Origin of the sequence: Streptomyces sp. AM6-12, assembly GCF_044327085.1 — a bacterium.
Taxonomy (GTDB): domain Bacteria; phylum Actinomycetota; class Actinomycetes; order Streptomycetales; family Streptomycetaceae; genus Streptomyces.
On record NZ_JBIQWN010000001.1, the window covers coordinates 5631095 to 5649457 of the forward strand.

Below are 18363 nucleotides of genomic sequence, written 5' to 3' on the forward strand. Positions count from 1 at the left end.
CCGACGTGTGTCTGCCGTCGCACATCTGCTGTCCAGCGCCCGCGTCCCGCGTTCGCCGTCCCGCGTGCGCTGTCGCGCGCCTGCTGTCCGGCGTCCGGCGTCGTGTCTCCGGCGTCCGCGTCCGGCGGCCGCTATCGCACGTTCGCCGCCCTGCGTCTGCCGTCTCGCATCCCGCATCCTCGCTCCCACCTCCGCCGACGTGTCCCGCATCCGCCCTCCCACCTCCGCCGACGCGCGTGCTTCGGCGCGGACTTGGCGCCCCCGTGACCGGAGCGGGTCCCGTCAGGCGAGGGCCGCCGACAGGGCGGTCAGGAAGGCGTCCGTCGTGGGGCGGTCGCGGACGGCGAGGCGTATCCAGTCGGGCCCGAGACCGGGGAAGGTGTCCCCGCGGCGCACGGCGTAGCCGAGCTCGCGCAGCCGGCGCCGTACGGTGGCCGCCGCCGGGACGCGGGCCAGCACGAAGGAGCCCTCGGCCGGTCCCGTGACCCGCACCCCGCGGGGCGCCAGCGCGGACAGGCCGGCGACCAGGTGTGCCCGGTCGCCGGCGAGGCGGTGCGCCGCGTGCCCCGCCTCCGCCAGGGCACGCGGCGACACGCACGCCTCGGCGGCGGCCAGCGCCGGGGTGGACACCGGCCACAGCGGCTGGGCCCGCTCCAGCCCGGCGACGATCTCGGGCTCGGCCAGCACATAGCCGATGCGCAGACCCGCGAGCCCCCAGGTCTTGGTGAGGCTGCGCAGCACCACGAGACCGGGCACGTCGGTCCGCCCGGCCAGCGCCTCCCGCTCGCCCGGCACCGCGTCCATGAACGCCTCGTCCACCACCAGCACCCGTCCGGGCCGGGCGAGCCGGGCGATCACCGCGGCCGGGTGCAGGACCGACGTCGGGTTGGTCGGATTGCCGATCACCACCAGGTCGGCCCGCTCCGGCACCAGCGCCGTATCCAGCCGGAAGCCGTCCTCGGGCCGCAGCAGCACCCGCTCCACCGTGTGCCCGGCGTCCCGCAGCGCCGCCTCCGGCTCGGTGAACTGCGGATGCACGACGACCGGTTGGCGGACTTTGAGGGCGCGGGCGAGCAGCACGAACGCCTCCGCCGCGCCCGCCGTCAGCAGCACCCGCGACACCGGCAGCCCGTGCCGCGCCGCCACCGCCGCCCGCGCGGTCCGCCCGTCCGGGTAGGCCGCGAGGGAGGTCAGGGAGGCGGCGATCCGGTCCCGCAGCCACGGCGGGGGCGTGTCCGCCCGCACGTTGACGGCGAGGTCGACCAGCGCCGCGCCGTCGTCCCGTACCTCGGCGTCCCCGTGATGGCGCAGGTCGAAGCCCAGGGAGTTCTCAGTGGGCATGGCTGTGCGGGTGCCCGTCGTGGTGGTGCCCGTGCCCATGGCCGTGGTCGTCGTCGTCCGGGTGGAAGTGCGGCTGCTGCGGCAGGCCCACCTTGTCCTCGAAGCCCGGCAGCGCGATCCGGTACACGCAGGAGTCGCAGTTCATCCGCAGATCACCCTGGACCGCCTCCTCGTACCGTTCGAGCACCAGGTCGAGCAACTCGGGCTCGGGACCGATGACATCGGCCGAGGACACGGCGGTCTCCGGGTGCGCGGCGGCCCACTCCTCGGTCTGCCGCCGCACCCGGTCCGGCAGGATCCCGGTGAACAGGAAGTAGGGGAGCACGACGATCCTCCGCGCCCCCAGCGCCGCGCAGCGGTCCAGCCCGCTCGGCACGTCCGGCGCGGCGAGGGACACGAACGCCGTCTCCACCCCGGCGTACCCCCGGCCCTCCCACAGCAGCCGGGCCGCCTTGAACACCTCCGCGTTGGCGTCCGGGTCCGTGGAGCCGCGGCCGACCAGCAGCACGGTCACCTCGGCGCGGTCCTGGTCGCCGATCGCCTCGTCCAGGCGCCGTTCCAGCACGTCCAGCAGCGCCGGGTGCGGGCCCAGCGGGCGGCCGTAGGTGTACGAGATGCCCGGGTGCCGCTCCTTCTCACGGGCCAGCGCGGCCGGGATGTCGCCCTTGGCGTGCCCGGCGGACACCAGCATCAGCGGCACGGCCGCGAACCGGCGTACGCCCCGCTCCACCAGCTCGGCCACCGCGTCGCCGAGCGGCGGCGGGGACAGCTCGATGAAGCCGCCCGCGACGGGCAGGTCGGGACGTCGGCGCCCCAGCTCCCGCACGAAGGCGCGGAACGCCTCGGCTCCGGCGTCGTCACGGGTGCCATGGCCGGCGATGAGCAGGGCGGGCGGGGTGTTCACAGAGTCTCCTCGGACGGAATCGGTTGGTACAGCAGGGCGTTGAGCGCGGCGGCCGCGACCGCCGAGCCGCCCTTCTCGGACACGTTGCTCACGGCGGGCAGCCCGCTTTCGCGCAGCGCGGCCTTGGACTCGGCCGCGCCGACGAAGCCGACGGGCAGGCCGATGACGAGCGCCGGGTCGGCGCCCAGGGTCAGCAGCTCCTCCAGGGCGGTCGGCGCACAGCCGATCACCCACAGGGCGCCGGGACCGACCTCCTCGTAGGCGAGCCGGATCGCATGCGCCGAACGGGTAAGGCCGGGACCGGACTTGGCGTCCTTCAGCCGGCACACGGTCCGGCGCCGGGTGATGCCGGCGGCGACCATCTCCACGTCCACCACGACCGGCGCCCCGGCGTGCAGCGCGGCATGCGCCGGCACCAGGTCGGCCTCCGCCAGGACGAGGTCGCTCGCGTACTCCAGGTCGGCGGCGGAGTGGATGACCCGCTCCACCACCGCGCGGGTCAGCGGCGGGAGGTGGGAGGTGTCCAGGCGGGCGCGCAGCCGCCGGAAGGACTCCTGCTCGATGGGGTGCACGATCCGGTTCACCGGGCCTCCTCAGTCTCCCGCGGCTGCCCGCTCTGCCAGCGGTAGCCGCGCGGGGTCACCATGCGCCCGGCGACGGTCCGGGTCGCGGTGTTGCCCACGGTGACGACCGTCATCATGTCCACGCTCGCCGGATCGAGCCCGGCGAGCGTGGTGACCCGGCTCGACCCGTCCGGCCGTGAGGCGTTGCGTACGACACCCACGGGCGTCGCCGGCGCGCGGTGCTCGGCGAGGATGCCCAGCGCCTTCGGCAGCTGCCAGTCGCGGCCCCGCGAGCGGGGGTTGTAGAAGGTGACCACGAGGTCCGCCTCGGCCGCCGCCCGCACCCGCCGCTCGATGACCTCCCACGGCGTGTGCAGGTCCGAGAGGCTGATGGAGACATGGTCGTGGCCCAGCGGCGCGCCCAGGATCGCGGCGGCGGCCAGCGCGGCCGTCACTCCGGGCACCCCGATCACGTCGATGTCGTCGGACGCCTCGGCCAGCGCGGGCGAGGCCATGGCGTACACGCCCGCGTCCCCGCTGCCGATCAGCGCGACCGCGTGCCCCCGCCGGGCCTGTTCCACCGCGGTGCGGGCCCGCTCCTCCTCGGCGCCGAGCCCGGACTCCAGCACGCGGGTGCCGGGCCGCAGCAGATCGCGGATCTGGTCCACGTACTGGTCGAGCCCGACCAGCACCGACGCCCGGCGCAGCTCGGCCGTCGCGCGCGGGGTGAGCAGATCGCGGGCGCCGGGTCCGAGCCCGATCACCGCGAGCCGCCCGCGCCCCGGCCGGCGCACCACGGCACAGGTCGCCATCGCCGGAGAGGCGCCCGACTTCCGCTTGGGGACGAGGAGTTCACCGCCGCCGAGCAGCGCGGCCGCCTCGGCGACCGACGGGGTGCCGACGGCCGCGAGCGGCGCGGCGGAGGGGTTGGGCACCTCGACGGCGGCCAGCTCACCGGCGGAGTACGTCACCACGGGCACGCCCAGCCGCTCGGCCGCCCCCAGGATGCCCGGCTCCTCGGACTTGGCGTCCACGGTGGCGAGTTCTGCGACGGACCGCGGGGACAGCCCCGCCTCCCGCAGCGTCTCCTCGACCAGCCCGAGCACCTCGTCCACCGGCGCGCCCCTGGACGCGCCGACCCCGACGACGAGGGACGGCGGCCGCAACAGCACCTCGCGCTCGGCGGGTTCGACGTCCCGGTCGGTGAGCCGGATCGTGTACGACCCCCGCGGCGCGACCGGCAGCGGCGGCAGCGGCCACGCCGACTCCTGTACGAGCGCGACCGGTTCACCGTCCAGCAGGGCGCGGGACACGGCGGCCACCGCGCCCTCGCAGGGCAGGCCGAGCGTGTCGAGGCCGGCCAGCCCGACGGCGTCCGTGGCGGTGGTCACCACCGGCTCGGCGCCCAGCAACCCGCCGACCTCGCGCGCGAGTTCGTTGGCGCCGCCGCCGTGCCCGCCGAGCAGCGACACCGCGAACCGGCCGCCCTCGTCCACACAGACCACACCGGGGTCGGCCGTCTTGCCGGCGAGCAGCGGCGCGAGCAGTCGTACCGTCGCGCCCGTCGCCAGGAAGCACACCAGCTGCTCGCACTCGGCGAACGCGGTCCGTACCGCCTCCCCGGCCGGTCCCTCGTACACCCGCGTACGGTCCGGCCAGGCCGCGGCCAGCCGGTCCCGTGCCGCCGCCCCCGCCGCGGTGGCGGAAATCAGGCCGATCACTGGTCAACTCCTTCTACGATTGCGGGGGTTCTGACGCCCCAGAGCAGAAACACCGGGTTGGTCGCCGCGAGCCGGGTCACGTCCCCCGGCAGCGGGGCGAGCCGCGCGGACTGGAGCAGCACGCCGTCGCAGCCGAAGCCGGCGCCGGTCAGCGCCTCGCGGGCCGCGGGCACCCGGTCCAGGGCGGCCATGGCCACCACCACGGTCCGGCGCGCACGCCGCGCGCACGCCCGGACCACGGCGGGCAGCTCGGCGCCCCCGCCGCCGATGAACACGGCGTCCGGGTCGTCGGCCAGGGCGGCCAGCGCCTCGGGCGCCCTGCCGTGCACGACGTCCACCTCCACGTCGTGGGCGCGCGCGTTCTCCCGGATCCGGGCCACCCCGTCCGCGGCCTTCTCGACCGCGACCACGGCCGCACCGAGCCGCGCGCACTCCACCGCGACCGACCCGGACCCGGCGCCGACGTCCCACACCAGATCCCCGAGCCGGGGCCCGAGCCGGGCCAGCGCGAGCGCGCGCACCTCGAACTTGGTGATCATGGAATCGCGGTGGGCGAACCCGGCCTCCGGCAGCGCCCACCCGGCAGGACCCGCGGGCACCCCGGCGATGGTGCGCAGGGGGCCCGGCGCCGAGGGCTCCGCCAGGCACAGCACCACGCTCACCGCCGTACCCCACTCCCGCGCCGCCGCCTGCGCGGGCGTCACCCGCTCCACGCGTTCGCGCTCCGGGTCGCCCAGCGCGCAGGCCACCACCAGGGTCCGGTCCCGCCCGGCCAGCGCGGCGCCCAGCTCGGCCGGGCCCGCGCCCGGACCCGTGAGGACCGCGACCTTCGGATGCGCGCGGCAGACGTTCGCCGCCGTGCGCAGGTCCCTGCCGTGCGCGCTGACCACCACCGCGTCGTCCCAGGGCAGCCCGAGCCGGGCGAACGCGGCGGCCACCGAGGAGACCCCGGCCCGCACCGACAGCAGCTCGGGCCCGAAGCGCTCGCCGAGTGCCCGGACGATCCCGAAGAATCCGGGGTCCCCGGAGGCCAGCACAAGGACCGGCAGCTCCTCGGCGACATATCCGGCGATGGTGTCCAGGGCGGCCGCCAGCGGCCCGAGCACGACCCGCTCCGCCCCGGCGGGCAGCCGTACCGCGTCCAGATGCCGCCGCCCGCCGACGACGAGCGCCGCGCCGTCCGCCACGTCCCCGGGAAGCGGCGCCCCGGTCCCCGTACCGACGACGGTGATCACCTGCCCGCCCCCCGCTCGCGCAGCTCCCGCCGCGCCTGCGGGTCGGCCTTGCGGAAGCCGTGGAAGTGACCGGGGTGGTACAGGTGCGAGCGGGTGCCCCGCGCGGCCAGCGCGGGCCCGATCAGGAACAGCGTGTGCTTCCAGAGCTTGTGCTCCTTGACCGTCTCCTCCAGCGTGCCGATCGTGCACCGCACGACCAGCTCCTGAGGCCAGGTCGCCTGGTAGGCGACGATCACCGGCGTGGACGTCGGGTAGCCGCCCTCCAGCAGCTCCCGCACCAGCTGACCACTGCGCGCCGCCGACAGGAACACCGCCATCGTGGTGCCGTGCCGGGCGAACTCGCGCACCTCCTCGCCGGGCGGCATCGGCGTCTTGCCGCCGCCGAGCCGGGTCAGCACGACGGACTGCGCGACCTCGGGGATCGTCAGCTCGCGCCCGGCCAGGGCGGCCACCGCGGAGAACGCCGACACGCCGGGCACCACTTCGGTGGCGATGCCCAGCTCCGCGCACCGGTCCAGCTGCTCCTGGGTGCCGCCCCACAGCGCCGGATCGCCGGAGTGGATCCGCGCCACCTTCAGGCCCTCGGCGTGCGCCCGCGCGTAGACCGCGACGACCTGCTCCAGGGACATGGCCGCCGAGTCCAGCACCTCCGCGTCGGCGCGCGCGTGCTCCAGCACCTCCGCCTGCACCAGGCTCGCCGCCCAGATCACCACGTCCGCCTCGGCGATCGCCCGCGCGGCCCGGAAGGTCAGCAGATCGGCGGCGCCGGGGCCCGCTCCGACGAACGTCACCTTGCCGAGGGGCGCCCCGGCGGGCGCCTCCGTGCGGGCCTCGGCCGCCGGATCTGCGGAAGCGTCGGCCATCGGATCTGCGGAAGCGTCGGCCATCGGAAAAGTCCTCTCGTACGGAAAGCACACGGCACTAGCGGGGTGAAATGTCAGAATGCGAGGCGATATGCGAGGTGCCCGATGTGCGCGAAGGCGCCTTCATCGGATAGCAAGTGCCTATGGCGGTCTTCGTCGCGCTCGGCGCGTTCCTGATGACGCTGGCCGGCGGCTGGACGGCTCAGCGAGTGACCGACCGTCGGCATCTCGTCCTGGGACTCGCCGGCGGTCTGATGCTGGGCGTGGTCGGCCTCGACCTGCTGCCGGAGGCGCTGCGCGCCGCCGACCGCGAGATCTTCGGCGTCCCCGCGGCCCTGCTGCTGTTCGTGACCGGCTTCCTCCTGGCCCACCTCGTGGAACGCACCCTCGCCGCGCGCCAGGCCGCCCACGGCGGGGACGAGCACGACCACCACCGGGTGCCCGAGGTGGGCCTCACGGCGGCCGGCGCCATGGTGGGCCACAGCGTCATGGACGGCGTCGCGATCGGCGCCGCCTTCCAGGTCGGCGGCGGCATGGGCACGGCCGTCGCGCTCGCCGTGATCGCCCACGACTTCGCCGACGGCTTCAACACCTTCACCATCACCAGCCTGTACGGCAACGCCCGCCGCCGCGCCATCGGCATGCTGGTCGCGGACGCCTGCGCCCCCCTGGTCGGCGCGCTGTCGACCGTCTTCTTCCACATCCCCGAACCGGTGCTCGGCGGCTATCTCGGCCTCTTCGGCGGCGTCCTGCTCTACCTCGCCGCCGCCGAGATCCTGCCCGAGGCCCACCACGAGCACCCCGCCCGCTCCACCCTGCTGTGCACGGTTGCCGGAGCCGCGTTCATCTGGCTGGTGGTCGGCATCTCCGGCTGACCGGGCCGGCCGCCGGACACCGCTCACAGCTTCCCGCCCCGCCCGCCGTCCCGCCGCGGCGGCGCGATCAGCGTCGACAGATACGGCAGCGGCGAACCGTCCAGCTCCGCCGCGGGCCGCACCGACTCCTCCGGCAGCCCCAGCGCCGAACCCCACACCGCGTCGTCGAGCCGCCCGGCCCGCGCCAGCGCCCCGGCGACCTCGGCGGCCTGCCGCCCGAACTTGTACGCCACGACGGTCCCCGGACCGGCCAGCGCCTCCTCCAGCACCGCCGCGCCCGCCGTCACCGGCACCAGCGTCAGCGGCTCGGTGCCCTCGGTCAGCACGGCACCGGAACGCGCCGCGAGATCCTGCATGGCGGTGATCCCCGGCACGGTCTCCACGACGACGCCCGGCACCAGCTCCGCGATGGTCTGCGCGAGATACGTGAACGTCGAGTACACGTTCGGGTCCCCGATGGTGGCGAACGCGACCGAGCCGTGCCGCCCCAGCAGCTCCGCGACCCGCGCGCCCGCCGCGTCCCAGGCGGCCTCCCGGCGCGCCCGGTCGCTCCGCTCGTTCAGCGCGAACACCACGCGGACGATCTTCTCCCCGGACACGTAGTGCGCCACGGTCGCCTCGGCCCGCCCGCGCTCCCCGCTGTCCATCACGGGTACGACGACCACCTCGGCCGCCCGCAGCGCGTTGACCCCCTTCACGGTCACCAGCTCCGGGTCTCCGGGACCGACCCCGACACCGATCAGCCTGCTGCTCATGACGTCCGGCACCTCTCCACGAACCGACGGGCCACACCGGGCTCGGACGCCCAGTGCGTGTGCAGATAACTCGCGTGCACGCCCCGCTGTACAAAACCCTCGACCCGCCGCTGCCGGCCCCGGATCCCCCAGGCGGGCACGGCACCGGCCCCCGGCTCCACCACGGTGCGGTGGAACTCGTGCCCCCGCATCCGCGTCCCGGCGGCGGCCAGCGCGCTGTCCCCGACGGCCACGGCGTCCCGGTACCCGAGCGTGAGCCGCTCCGCCATCCGCGCGGTGGCGTCCAGCACGCCGCACATCGGACGGCCGTCCAACTCCCGGCACAGATAGAGCAGTCCGGCACACTCGGCCGCGATCGGCGCCCCGGCCGCGGCGAGTTCGGCGACGGCCTTGCGCAACGGCTCATTGCCGGACAACTCGGCCGCGTACACCTCGGGAAACCCGCCACCGATGACCAACCCGGCGGTTCCGTCCGGCAGTTCCTCGTCACGCAACGGATCGAAGGTGACGACCTCGGCTCCGGCGGCGGTGAGCAGCTCGGCGTGCTCGGCGTAGGAGAAGGTGAAGGCGGGACCTCCGGCTACGGCGATTCCGGGCCTGGGCCTTCCAGCCGGCCGAGACAGGTGGTCGTGGGTGGGCAAGGCGGGGGTCCAGGGGGCGGGATCGCCCGGGACGGGCCCCGCGGTGCGTGCCAGCCGCTCCAGTGCGGGCAGGTCGCAGCCGCGGGACACCAACGCCGCCATCTCCGAAACCGCTTCCACCGCAAGCGCCCGCCGCTCGGCCACCGGCACCAGCCCCAGATGCCGCGACGGCGTCTCCACCGGCCGCGCCCGGCGCAGCGCGCCCAGCACCGGCACCCCCACGGAGTCCAGCGCCTCCCGCAGCAACTCCTCGTGCCGCCCGGACCCCACCTTGTTCAGGATCACGCCCCCGACCCGCACCCCCGGATCCCAGGACACGAACCCGTGCACCAGTGCCGCCACCGACCGCGACTGCGCGGACGCGTCCACCACCAGCACCACCGGCGCCCCCAGCAGCTTCGCCACGTGCGCGGTGGACGCCAGCTCACCCTCCCCGGCCGCACCGTCGTACAGCCCCATCACGCCCTCGACCACGGCGAGGTCACACCCCCGCGCCCCGTGCAGGAACAGCGGCGCGACCAGCTCCGGCCCGCACAGGTACGCGTCCAGGTTCCGCCCCGTCCGCCCGGTCGCCAGCGCGTGGTATCCGGGGTCGATGTAGTCCGGCCCGACCTTGTGCGGGGACACGGCGAGCCCCCGCGCGGCGAACGCGGCCATCAGTCCCGTGGCCACGGTGGTCTTGCCGCTGCCCGACGAGGGCGCGGCGATGACCAGCCGGGGCACCGACGGTGTCACCACTCGATGCCCTTCTGCCCCTTCTGCCCCGCATCCATGGGGTGCTTGACCTTCGACATGTCGGTCACCAGATCCGCGAAGTCCACGAGCGCGGCCGGCGCGTTCCGCCCGGTGATCACCACATGCTGGGTACCGGGCCGGTCGCGCAGCACCTGAACGACCTCCTCGGTGTCCACCCACCCCCAGTGCATCGGGTACGCGAACTCGTCCAGCACGTAGAACCGGTACGTCTCGGCCGCCAGGTCCCGCTTGACCTGCTCCCAGCCCTCCCGCGCCTTCTCCTCGTTGTCCAGCTGCGCGTCCCGCTGCACCCAGGACCAGCCCTCGCCCATCTTGTGCCAGTCCACGCGCCCGCCCTCGCCAGAGGCCCCGAGCACCCGCAGCGCGTTCTCCTCGCCGACCTTCCACTTCGCCGACTTGACGAACTGGAACACCCCGATGGGCCACCCCTGGTTCCAGGCCCGCAGCGCCAGCCCGAACGCGGCGGTCGACTTCCCCTTGCCGACGCCCGTGTGCACCACGACCAGCGGCCGGTTACGACGCTGACGGGTCGTCAGGCCGTCGTCCGGCACGACACTCGGCTGTCCCTGCGGCACTACGCGGCCCTCCTCGACGTCCCCTGCACATCCCGCACCAACCCGGCGATCGCGTCCGCCCGCAATTCGTCCAACGTGACCGCCGTACCCGCGAGTTCACCCGCGAGCTGCCCGGCGAGCCCGAGCCGCACCGGCCCCGACTCGCAGTCCACGACCACCGAGGCGACCTGCTCGGCCGCGAACAGCCGCGCCGCCCGCCCGGCCAGCGCGACCGGCTCCGGACCACCCGTGGCCCGGCCGTCCGTGACGACGACCAGCAGCGCCCGCCGCGCCGGATCCCGCAGCCGCTCCACCCGCAGCACCTCGTGCGCCTTGAGCAGCCCGGCCGCGAGCGGGGTACGACCCCCCGTGGGCAGCGATTGGAGCCGTACGGCCGCCGCGTCCACCGAGGACGTCGGGGGCAGCGCCACGTCCGCGCCCGAGCCCCGGAAGGTCACCAGACCCACCTTGTCCCGCCGCTGATACGCGTCGAGCAGCAGCGACAGCACGGCGCCCTTCACCGCGCCCATCCGCTGCCGGGCCGCCATCGACCCCGAGGCGTCCACGACGAACAGCACGAGATTGGATTCGTTCCCCTCCCGCACGGCTTGCCTGAGGTCGTCCCGGCGGATCACCAGCCCCGGCCCGCCGCGCCCCCGCGCCCGCTGGTGCGGCGCCGCCGCGTGCACGGTCGCCGCCAGGTGCAGCTTCGTCAGGGCGCCCTGCGGCCGCCGCGCTCCCGTGGTCCGTCCGTGCTCGGTCCGCGCCCGCGAACGCCGCCCGGCCGCACCCTCCCCGATGCCGGGCACGCTGAGCACCTTCGTCCGGAACGGCTCGGCCGCCCGCACCGGGGACTGCTCACCCGCACCGGCACCGGCGGGCCGTGACTCCCCGCCCTCACCGGCCTCGGGCCGCGCGGCGGTGTCCCCGCCGCCCTCGGGACCGGACTCGGGCGCCGGCCGCCCGCCGCCACCGGGACCGTCGGGATCGTCGTCGCCGTCCCCGTCCTGGCCGGCGGACCGCTCCAGCGTCTCGTCGAGCTTGTCCTCGTCGAGCCCGGGGGCGTCGAAGGGCGCACGACGCCGACGATGAGGCAAGGCCAGCAGCGCGGCCTGGCGCACATCCTCGGCGAGCACGTCGGTCCGCCCCGCCCACGCCGCCAGCGCGGTCGCCGTGCGCGCCATCACGATGTCGGCGCGCATGCCGTCCACCTCGAAGGCCGCGCAGGTCGCCGCGATCTGCCGCAGCGCCGCGTCACCCAGGCGTACCCGCGGCAACAACTCCCGTGCTGCGACGATCCGTTGCCGTACGGCGGCCTCCTCACCGGTCCAGCGCGCGGCGAAGGCGGCGGGGTCGTCGTCGTACGCGAGCCGCCGTCGTACGACCTCCACCCGCTGGTCCGGCTCCCGAGAGGCGGCGACCTCCACGGTCAGCCCGAACCGGTCGAGCAGTTGCGGCCGCAGCTCGCCCTCCTCCGGGTTCATGGTCCCGACGAGCAGGAACTTCGAGGCGTGCCGCACGGAGACGCCCTCGCGCTCCACGTACGAGGCGCCCATCGCCGCCGCGTCCAGCAGCAGGTCGACCAGGTGGTCGTGAAGGAGGTTGACCTCGTCCACGTACAGGATCCCGCGGTGCGCGTCGGCCAGCAGCCCCGGCTCGAACGCCTTCACGCCCTCCGCGAGCGCCCGCTCGATGTCCAGCGCGCCGACCAGCCGGTCCTCCGACGCGCCGACGGGCAACTCGACCATCCGCGCGGCCCGTTCCACACCGGGCCCCGCTTCGTGCGGCCCGTCCGGGCACCCCGGATCCGGCGCCGCCGGATCACAGGAGAACCGACATCCGGGCACCACGGCCACCTCGGGCAGCAGCGCGGACAGGGCCCGTACCGCCGTCGACTTCGCGGTGCCCTTCTCGCCCCGCACCAGCACCCCGCCGACCGCCGGTGACACCGCGTTCAGCAGCAGCGCGAGCCGCAGATCGTCCTGGCCGACAACGGCCGTGAAAGGAAAGGGAATCGTCACTGGTCGTCGCCCTCCAAGTCGCCTTCCAGCTCCAGATAGGTGGCGCGCAGCCGCTCCAGCGTGTCCGCGTCCGGCTCGGCCCACAGGCCCCGGTCCGCCGCCTCCAGAAGCCGTTCCGTGACGCCGCGCAGCGCCCACGGGTTGGACTTCTTCATGAAATCCCGGTTCTGCGGGTCGAAGACGTACTCGGCGGACAGCTTCTCGTACATCCAGTCGTCGACCACGCCCGCCGTGGCGTCGTACCCGAACAGGTAGTCCACGGTCGCCGCCATCTCGAAGGCGCCCTTGTACCCGTGCCTGCGCATCGCGGCCATCCAGCGCGGGTTGACCACCCGTGCCCGGAAGACGCGGTGCGTCTCCTCGCCCAAGGTGCGCGTCTTCACCTGGTCCGGGACCGCCGAATCACCCACGTACGCCTCGGGGTTGGCGCCGGTCAGGTGCCGCACCATGGCCACCATGCCGCCGTGGTACTGGAAGTAGTCGTCGGCGTCGACCAGATCGTGCTCCCTGGTGTCGACGTTCTTCGCCGCCACCGCGATCCGCCTGAACGCCGTCTCCATGTCCCCGCGCGCCGCCCGCCCGTCCAGGCCCCTGCCGTACGCGTAGCCGCCCCACACCGCGTACACCTCGGCGAGGTCCGCGTCCGAGCGCCAGTTCCGCGCGTCGATCAGCGGCAGCAGGCCCGCGCCGTACGCGCCCGGCTTGGAGCCGAAGATGCGGGCCGTGGCCCGGCGTCGGTCGCCGTGCCCGGCGCTGTCCTCGTCCACGTGCGCCCGTACGTAGTTGGCCTCGGCCGGCTCGTCCAGCTCGGCCACCGCGCGCACCGCGTCGTCGATCAGCCCGACCACGTGCGGGAACGCGTCCCGGAAGAAGCCGGAGATGCGGACCGTGACGTCGATGCGCGGGCGCCCCAGCTCGGCCGGGGGGATCACCTCGAAGCCGGTCACCCGGCGCGAGGCGTCGTCCCAGACCGGACGGCAGCCCAGCAGCGCCAGGATCTCGGCGATGTCGTCGCCCTGGGTGCGCATCGCGGACGTGCCCCATACCGTCAGGCCCACGGACTTCGGGTACGCGCCGGTGTCGGCCAGATACCGCTGCACCAGCGAGTCCGCGAGCGACTGCCCGACCTCCCAGCTCAGCCGGGACGGGATCGCCTTGGGATCGACGGAGTAGAAGTTGCGGCCGGTCGGCAGGACGTTCACCAGGCCGCGGGTCGGCGAACCGGACGGGCCCGCCGGGACGTAACCGCCGTCCAGCGCCCGCAGGATGTGTCCGATCTCGTCCGTGGTGCGCGCGAGCCGGGGCACGACCTCGTCGCAGGCGAACTCCAGCACGGCCACCGCGTCCGGGAGTTCGACACCGCCGAGCACGTCCCGTACGACGCCCCGCACCGCCTCGCGCGCCCAGACCCGCGCCTCCATGCCCTCCGCGATCCGCCGGCACAGCTGCTCCAGCAGGTCGATCGCGTCGGCGGCCGTTCGCGCCGGCCCCGCCACCAGGTCCGTCAGCTCCACCGGTACCTTCACGGGCGCGCCCGGCCCGGCCAGCAACTCCTTCTCCACCAGCCCGAAATGTTCGGCGAGAGCGGCCCGCAGGCCGGGCAGCGCGTTCGCCCGGCCGCCCCACACCTGAGAGGCGCGCAGCACGGCGAGGACGAGGTTGACGCGGGGCTCGCCGACCGGGCCGCCGCCGAGGATGTGCAGCCCGTCGCGGATCTGCACGTCCTTGATCTCGCACAGATAGCCGTCGATGTGCATCACGAACTCGTCGAACGCCTCGTCGTCCGGCTGCTCGTCCACATGCAGGTCGTGGTGGAGCTCGGCGGCCTTGACCAGGGTCCAGATCTGGGCGCGGACGGCCGGCGCCTTCGCCGGGTCGAGGTCGGAGACGAGCGCGTACTCGTCCAGCAGCTGTTCCAGCTTGGCGAGGTCGCCGTAGGTGTCGGCGCGGGCCATCGGCGGCACCAGGTGGTCCACCACGGTGGCGTGCCCGCGCCGCTTGGCCTGGGTGCCCTCGCCGGGGTCGTTGACGATGAACGGGTAGATCAGCGGGAGTTCGCCGAGCACCGCGTCCGGCGCGCAGCCGCGGGACAGGCCGAGGCCTTTGCCCGGCAGCCACTCCATGGTGCCGTGCTTGCCCATGTGCACGATCGCGTCCGCGCCGAAGCTGTGCTCCAGCCAGCGGTAGGCCGCCAGGTAGTGGTGGGAGGGCGGCATGTCGGGGTCGTGGTAGATCGCGATCGGGTTCTCGCCGAAACCGCGCGGCGGCTGGATCATCACGACCACGTTGCCGAACTGAAGGGAGGCGAGCACGATGTCGTCGCCGTCCACGTACAGGTTGCCCGGCGGCTCGCCCCACGCCTCGGTCATGGCCTCCCGCAGCTCGGGGTCGAGCCTCTCGAACCAGGCCCGGTAGTCGGCCAGCGGCACCCGCGCGGGCGCGGCGGCCAGCTGCTCCTCGGTCAGCCACTCCACGTCGTGCCCGCCGGCCTCGATCAGCCGGTGGATCAACTCGTCGCCGCCGGACGGGTATGCGGTGAGCGAGTACCCGGCGTCCCGCAGCGCGTCCAGCACCCGGACCGCCGACGCGGGCGTGTCCAGGCCGACCGCGTTGCCGACCCGGGAGTGCTTGGTCGGGTACGCGGTGAAGACGAGGGCGACGCGCTTCTCGGCGTTCGGCTTGTACCCGAGGCGTGCGTGGCGCGCGGCGATCCCGGCGACCCGCGCGGCCCGCTCGGGGTCGGCGACGTACACCGGGACCTCGTCGGGGCCCTGCTCCTTGAAGGAGAACGGCACGGTGATCAGCCGGCCGTCGAACTCCGGGATGGCGACCTGCATCGCCGCGTCCATGGGGGAGAGCGCGGCGTCCGAGGCGTCCCACGCGGCGCGCGAGGAGGTGAGGCACAGCCCTTGCAGCACAGGGATGTTGAGATCCGCGAGGGCGCCGATGTCCCAGGCCTCCTCGTCGCCGCCCGCCGACGCCTCGGAGGCGTGGGTGCCGCCGGCCGCGAGCACGGTGGCCACCAGCGCGTCGGCCCGGCCCAGCAGCTCGTACAGCCCGGCGTCGGCGCCGCGCAGCGAACCGCAGTACACCGGGAGGGCGTTGGCGCCCTGAGCCTCGATCGCCGTGCACAGGGTGTCCACGAAGGCGGTGTTGCCGCTGAGTTCATGGGCCCGGTAGAACAGCACGCCCACCGTCGGGCGGCCGTCCTGGACTTCGTAGGCGCCGTGGACGCCGTACTCCGGCATCCGGCGCGGCTCCTCGAAGCCCTCGCCGGTCAGCAGCACGGTGTCGGACAGGAACCGGGACAGCTCCCGCAGATTGTCCGGGCCGCCCTCGACCAGGTAGCGCAGCGCCTCCGCGACCACCCCGGCGGGCACGGTCGACTCGGCCATCAGCTCCGCGTCCGGCACCGTCTCGCCGCCCAGCAGCACCGCCGGGACACCGGACGCCTTCAGCACGGCCAGCCCGTCCTCCCAGGCGCGCTTGCCGCCGAGGAGCCGTACGACGGCGAGGTCGGCGCCGGCCAGCAGCCGCGGCAGCTCCCCGGCGACGTCGACGCGGGTGGGGTTGCCGATCAGATAGCCGGCGCCACACGCCCGTGCCGCCAGCAGATCGGTGTCGGCGGTGGACAACAACAACACTGTGCTCATGCGGGCGCTCCCGGTGGGATGAAGGGCAGTCCTTGCGGCGCGCCGGACTCGATGAGCCGCCACAGCGCGTCCGTGTCCGCGTGCTGTTCGATCAGGTCGCCGAGCCGGTCGAGCTGCTCCTCGCGCAGCGCGGCGAAGGAGGTGTCCGGCGCGGGCACGAAGCGGCGGCCCGCGGCGGCGGCCACCTCGCGCAGGAAGGCCCGGCGGAAGCCGTCCGACTCCAGTGCGCCGTGCCAGTGGGTGCCCCAGGTGGTGCCCACCCGGCAGCCGTCCAGGAAGGCTTCGCCGCCGTCGACCCGGGCGACGCCGTGGTGGATCTCGTAGCCCTCGACCGGTTCGCCGAGGGCCTGCCCACGGGGGCGGGCGAGGGTCTTCTCGCGGGCGAAGCGCACCCGCACGGGCAGCAGTCCGAGTCCGGTGACCGCGCCGGCCCGCGACTCGACCTCGTCCTCGATGTGCTCGCCGAGGATCTGGAAGCCGCCGCAGATGCCGAGCACGGGCCGGTGTTCGGCGGCCCTGCGGGCGAGCGCGTCGGCGAGGCCGCGCTCGCGCAGCCACCGCAGCGCCCGGACCGTGCCGCGGGTGCCGGGGACGACGGCCAGATCGGCGTCGGCCAGTTCCTCCGGGCGGTCCACGAAGCGCACCACGACGCCGGGTTCGGCGGCCAGCGCGTCCACGTCCGTGAAGTTGGACATCAGCGGGATCGCGCAGACGGCGACGCGCAGCACGTCCGCGCCGAGCGGGGGAGCGACGGCCGACTCGCGCACCGCGCCCCGCAGCGAGACGCGCAGGCCGTCCTCCTCGTCGATGCCGAGACCGTGTTGGAACGGCAGCACGCCGTACGCCGGGCGCCCGGTGAGGCCCTTGAGCATGTCGAGGCCCGGTTCCAGCAGCGAGACATCGCCGCGGAACTTGTTCACCAGGAACCCCGCGACCAGCTCCTGGTCCTCGGGCGAGAGCAGGGCGACGGTGCCGAAGAAGGAGGCGAAGACGCCGCCGCGGTCGATGTCGCCGACGACGAGCACGGGCAGCCGGGCGCCGCGCGCGATGCCCATGTTGACGATGTCGGTGCGGCGCAGATTGATCTCGGCCGGGCTGCCCGCGCCCTCGCAGATCACCGCGTCGTACTGTCCGCGCAGCTCGGCCAGGCAGTCCAGCACGGTGCCCAGGAGCCGCTGCTGGCGGCCGCCGTGGTAGCCGCGCGCGCTCAGCTCGCCCACCGGCTTGCCCAGCAGCACCACCTGACTGCTCTGTTCGCCGCCCGGCTTGAGCAGCACCGGGTTCATCAGCGCGGTCGGTTCGATCCGGCAGGCCTGGGCCTGCATGGCCTGGGCGCGCCCGATCTCGGCGCCCTCGCGGGTGACGAAGGAGTTCAGGGACATGTTCTGCGCCTTGAACGGCGCGACCTTCACGCCCTGGCGCACCAGCCACCGGCAGATCCCGGCCGTCACGACGCTCTTGCCGGCGTCGGAGGTGGTGCCGGCGACGAGGAGACCACCGTTCACTTCCCGCGTCCCTTCAGTCCGTTGACGAGGTGGCGCGCGGCGAGTGTGGCGCCGAGCGCGAGCAGGCCGACGCGGCGGGAGAGCCGTACCGCCCGCTCGATGTCGGGGATCCGGACGGCCCGTCCGGTGACGCCGTTGAGCACGGGACGGTGCTCGGTCCGGCCGCCGTAGGAGAGGGTGCCGCCCAGGCGCACGCCGAGGGCGCCCGCGAAACTGGCCTCCACGGGACCGGCGTTGGGGCTCGGATGCCGGCGGGCGTCCGCGCGCCAGGCCCGTACGGCGCCGCGCGGATCGGGTCCGGCCGCCGCGGCGAGTACGGCGGTCAGCCGGGCCCCCGGCCAGCCGGCCACGTCGTCCAGGCGCGCGGACGCCCAGCCGAAGCGGCGGTACCTGGCGGACTTGTGACCCACCATCGCGTCCAGGGTGTTGACGGCCCGGAAGCCGAGCAGCCCCGGCACCCCGGCGGCCGCACCCCACACCAGGGCGCCCACGACCGCGTCGGAGGTGTTCTCGGCGACCGACTCGACCACGGCCCGGGCGATCCCGTCGGCGTCCAGCGCCTGCGGGTCCCGGCCGCACAGGTGCGGCAGCCGCGCGCGGGCCGCCTCGACGTCCCCGGCCGCGAGGGCGCGGCCGATCGCCCGCGCCTCGCGGGCGAGGGAGGTGCCGCCGACGACGGACCAGGCGGCCGCGGCGGTCAGGGCGACGGCGGCGGTGGGGGAGGGGCGGGCGACGCGTGCGGCCAGCGCTCCGAGCGCGACGGCGCCACCGGCGCACACGGTGGTGTGCAGGGCGCCCCAGCCGCGGTGGTCGTGCCACAACGCGCCTTCCACGGCGGCGGCCGCACGCCCGAACGCGGCGACCGGATGCCCGCGGCGGGGATCGCCGAGGAGGAGGTCGCCGAGGAGTCCGGCGGCGGCGCCGTACGCGTAACTGCGATCGGCGGCCATCGGCTCAGCCGGCCGTGGGCACCGCG

General features: G+C 74.8%; 14 protein-coding genes. 1 reads left to right on the forward strand and 13 read right to left on the reverse strand.

The features are described from left to right. Nucleotides 1-282: 282 nt before the first annotated feature. From cobC to cobM, 6 genes are read right to left on the reverse strand one after another with little or no spacing between them, the layout of a single operon-like run. Nucleotides 283-1341: an Rv2231c family pyridoxal phosphate-dependent protein CobC gene (gene cobC, locus ACE4Q9_RS25615; RefSeq protein WP_397986583.1), complete on the reverse strand. Its 1059-nt coding sequence runs from the start codon at nucleotides 1339-1341 to the stop codon at nucleotides 283-285. Further along, nucleotides 1331-2245: a sirohydrochlorin chelatase gene (locus tag ACE4Q9_RS25620; protein WP_397986584.1), complete on the reverse strand. Its 915-nt coding sequence runs from the start codon at nucleotides 2243-2245 to the stop codon at nucleotides 1331-1333. Before ACE4Q9_RS25620 ends, cobC begins: the two co-directional genes overlap by 11 nt. Then, complete coding sequence (locus ACE4Q9_RS25625; RefSeq protein ID WP_397986585.1) at nucleotides 2242-2829, reverse strand: precorrin-8X methylmutase; 588 nt, start codon at nucleotides 2827-2829, stop codon at nucleotides 2242-2244. Before ACE4Q9_RS25625 ends, ACE4Q9_RS25620 begins: the two co-directional genes overlap by 4 nt. After that, nucleotides 2826-4529 (reverse strand): precorrin-3B C(17)-methyltransferase, encoded by a 1704-nt coding sequence (gene cobJ, locus ACE4Q9_RS25630; RefSeq protein WP_397986586.1) that lies wholly within the window; start codon nucleotides 4527-4529, stop codon nucleotides 2826-2828. Before cobJ ends, ACE4Q9_RS25625 begins: the two co-directional genes overlap by 4 nt. Beyond that, the gene (gene cbiE / locus ACE4Q9_RS25635) at nucleotides 4526-5764 is read right to left on the reverse strand and encodes a precorrin-6y C5,15-methyltransferase (decarboxylating) subunit CbiE (protein ID WP_397986587.1); all 1239 of its coding nucleotides are present in this window, start codon (nucleotides 5762-5764) and stop codon (nucleotides 4526-4528) included. Before cbiE ends, cobJ begins: the two co-directional genes overlap by 4 nt. Continuing rightward, complete coding sequence (gene cobM / locus ACE4Q9_RS25640; RefSeq protein ID WP_397987326.1) at nucleotides 5761-6627, reverse strand: precorrin-4 C(11)-methyltransferase; 867 nt, start codon at nucleotides 6625-6627, stop codon at nucleotides 5761-5763. Before cobM ends, cbiE begins: the two co-directional genes overlap by 4 nt. 143 nt (nucleotides 6628-6770) lie before the next feature. Here cobM and ACE4Q9_RS25645 point away from each other — a divergent pair, with 143 nt between their 5' ends. Continuing rightward, entirely contained in the window at nucleotides 6771-7502 is a 732-nt protein-coding gene (locus ACE4Q9_RS25645) for a ZIP family metal transporter (RefSeq protein WP_397986588.1), read from the forward strand. Nucleotides 7503-7525: 23 nt separating this feature from the next. Here the strand turns inward: ACE4Q9_RS25645 and cobI are convergent, their stop codons facing one another. From cobI to ACE4Q9_RS25680, 7 genes are read right to left on the reverse strand one after another with little or no spacing between them, the layout of a single operon-like run. Beyond that, nucleotides 7526-8257: a precorrin-2 C(20)-methyltransferase gene (gene cobI, locus ACE4Q9_RS25650; RefSeq protein ID WP_397986589.1), complete on the reverse strand. Its 732-nt coding sequence runs from the start codon at nucleotides 8255-8257 to the stop codon at nucleotides 7526-7528. Next, nucleotides 8254-9633, reverse strand: a complete 1380-nt coding sequence (locus tag ACE4Q9_RS25655) for a cobyrinate a,c-diamide synthase (RefSeq protein WP_397987327.1) — start codon at nucleotides 9631-9633, stop codon at nucleotides 8254-8256. Before ACE4Q9_RS25655 ends, cobI begins: the two co-directional genes overlap by 4 nt. Beyond that, nucleotides 9630-10229 carry a cob(I)yrinic acid a,c-diamide adenosyltransferase gene (gene cobO / locus ACE4Q9_RS25660; protein ID WP_397986590.1) on the reverse strand — a complete coding sequence of 200 codons (600 nt, stop codon included), beginning with the start codon at nucleotides 10227-10229 and terminating at the stop codon, nucleotides 9630-9632. The genes ACE4Q9_RS25655 and cobO overlap by 4 nt, the downstream gene beginning before the upstream one ends. Beyond that, a complete protein-coding gene (locus ACE4Q9_RS25665) occupies nucleotides 10229-12229 on the reverse strand; it encodes a putative cobaltochelatase (RefSeq protein WP_397986591.1) in 2001 nt (666 codons plus the stop codon). Before ACE4Q9_RS25665 ends, cobO begins: the two co-directional genes overlap by 1 nt. Further along, on the reverse strand, nucleotides 12226-15882 hold the full coding sequence (gene cobN / locus ACE4Q9_RS25670; protein WP_397986592.1) for a cobaltochelatase subunit CobN: 3657 nt from the start codon (nucleotides 15880-15882) through the stop codon (nucleotides 12226-12228). The genes ACE4Q9_RS25665 and cobN overlap by 4 nt, the downstream gene beginning before the upstream one ends. Next, nucleotides 15879-17387 (reverse strand): cobyric acid synthase, encoded by a 1509-nt coding sequence (locus ACE4Q9_RS25675; protein WP_397986593.1) that lies wholly within the window; start codon nucleotides 17385-17387, stop codon nucleotides 15879-15881. The genes cobN and ACE4Q9_RS25675 overlap by 4 nt, the downstream gene beginning before the upstream one ends. Further along, nucleotides 17384-18337, reverse strand: a complete 954-nt coding sequence (locus ACE4Q9_RS25680; RefSeq protein ID WP_397986594.1) for a cobalamin biosynthesis protein — start codon at nucleotides 18335-18337, stop codon at nucleotides 17384-17386. Before ACE4Q9_RS25680 ends, ACE4Q9_RS25675 begins: the two co-directional genes overlap by 4 nt. Nucleotides 18338-18363: the final 26 nt, after the last annotated feature.

Coding starts and splice junctions, on each gene's coding strand:
- cobC (WP_397986583.1), bottom strand. CDS start 1,341: ATGCCCACTGAGAACTCCCTGGGCTTCGACCTGCGCCATCACGGGGAC.
- cobM (WP_397987326.1), bottom strand. CDS start 6,627: ATGGCCGACGCTTCCGCAGATCCGGCGGCCGAGGCCCGCACGGAGGCG.
- ACE4Q9_RS25645 (WP_397986588.1), top strand. CDS start 6,771: ATGGCGGTCTTCGTCGCGCTCGGCGCGTTCCTGATGACGCTGGCCGGC.
- cobI (WP_397986589.1), bottom strand. CDS start 8,257: ATGAGCAGCAGGCTGATCGGTGTCGGGGTCGGTCCCGGAGACCCGGAG.
- cobN (WP_397986592.1), bottom strand. CDS start 15,882: ATGAGCACAGTGTTGTTGTTGTCCACCGCCGACACCGATCTGCTGGCG.
- ACE4Q9_RS25680 (WP_397986594.1), bottom strand. CDS start 18,337: ATGGCCGCCGATCGCAGTTACGCGTACGGCGCCGCCGCCGGACTCCTC.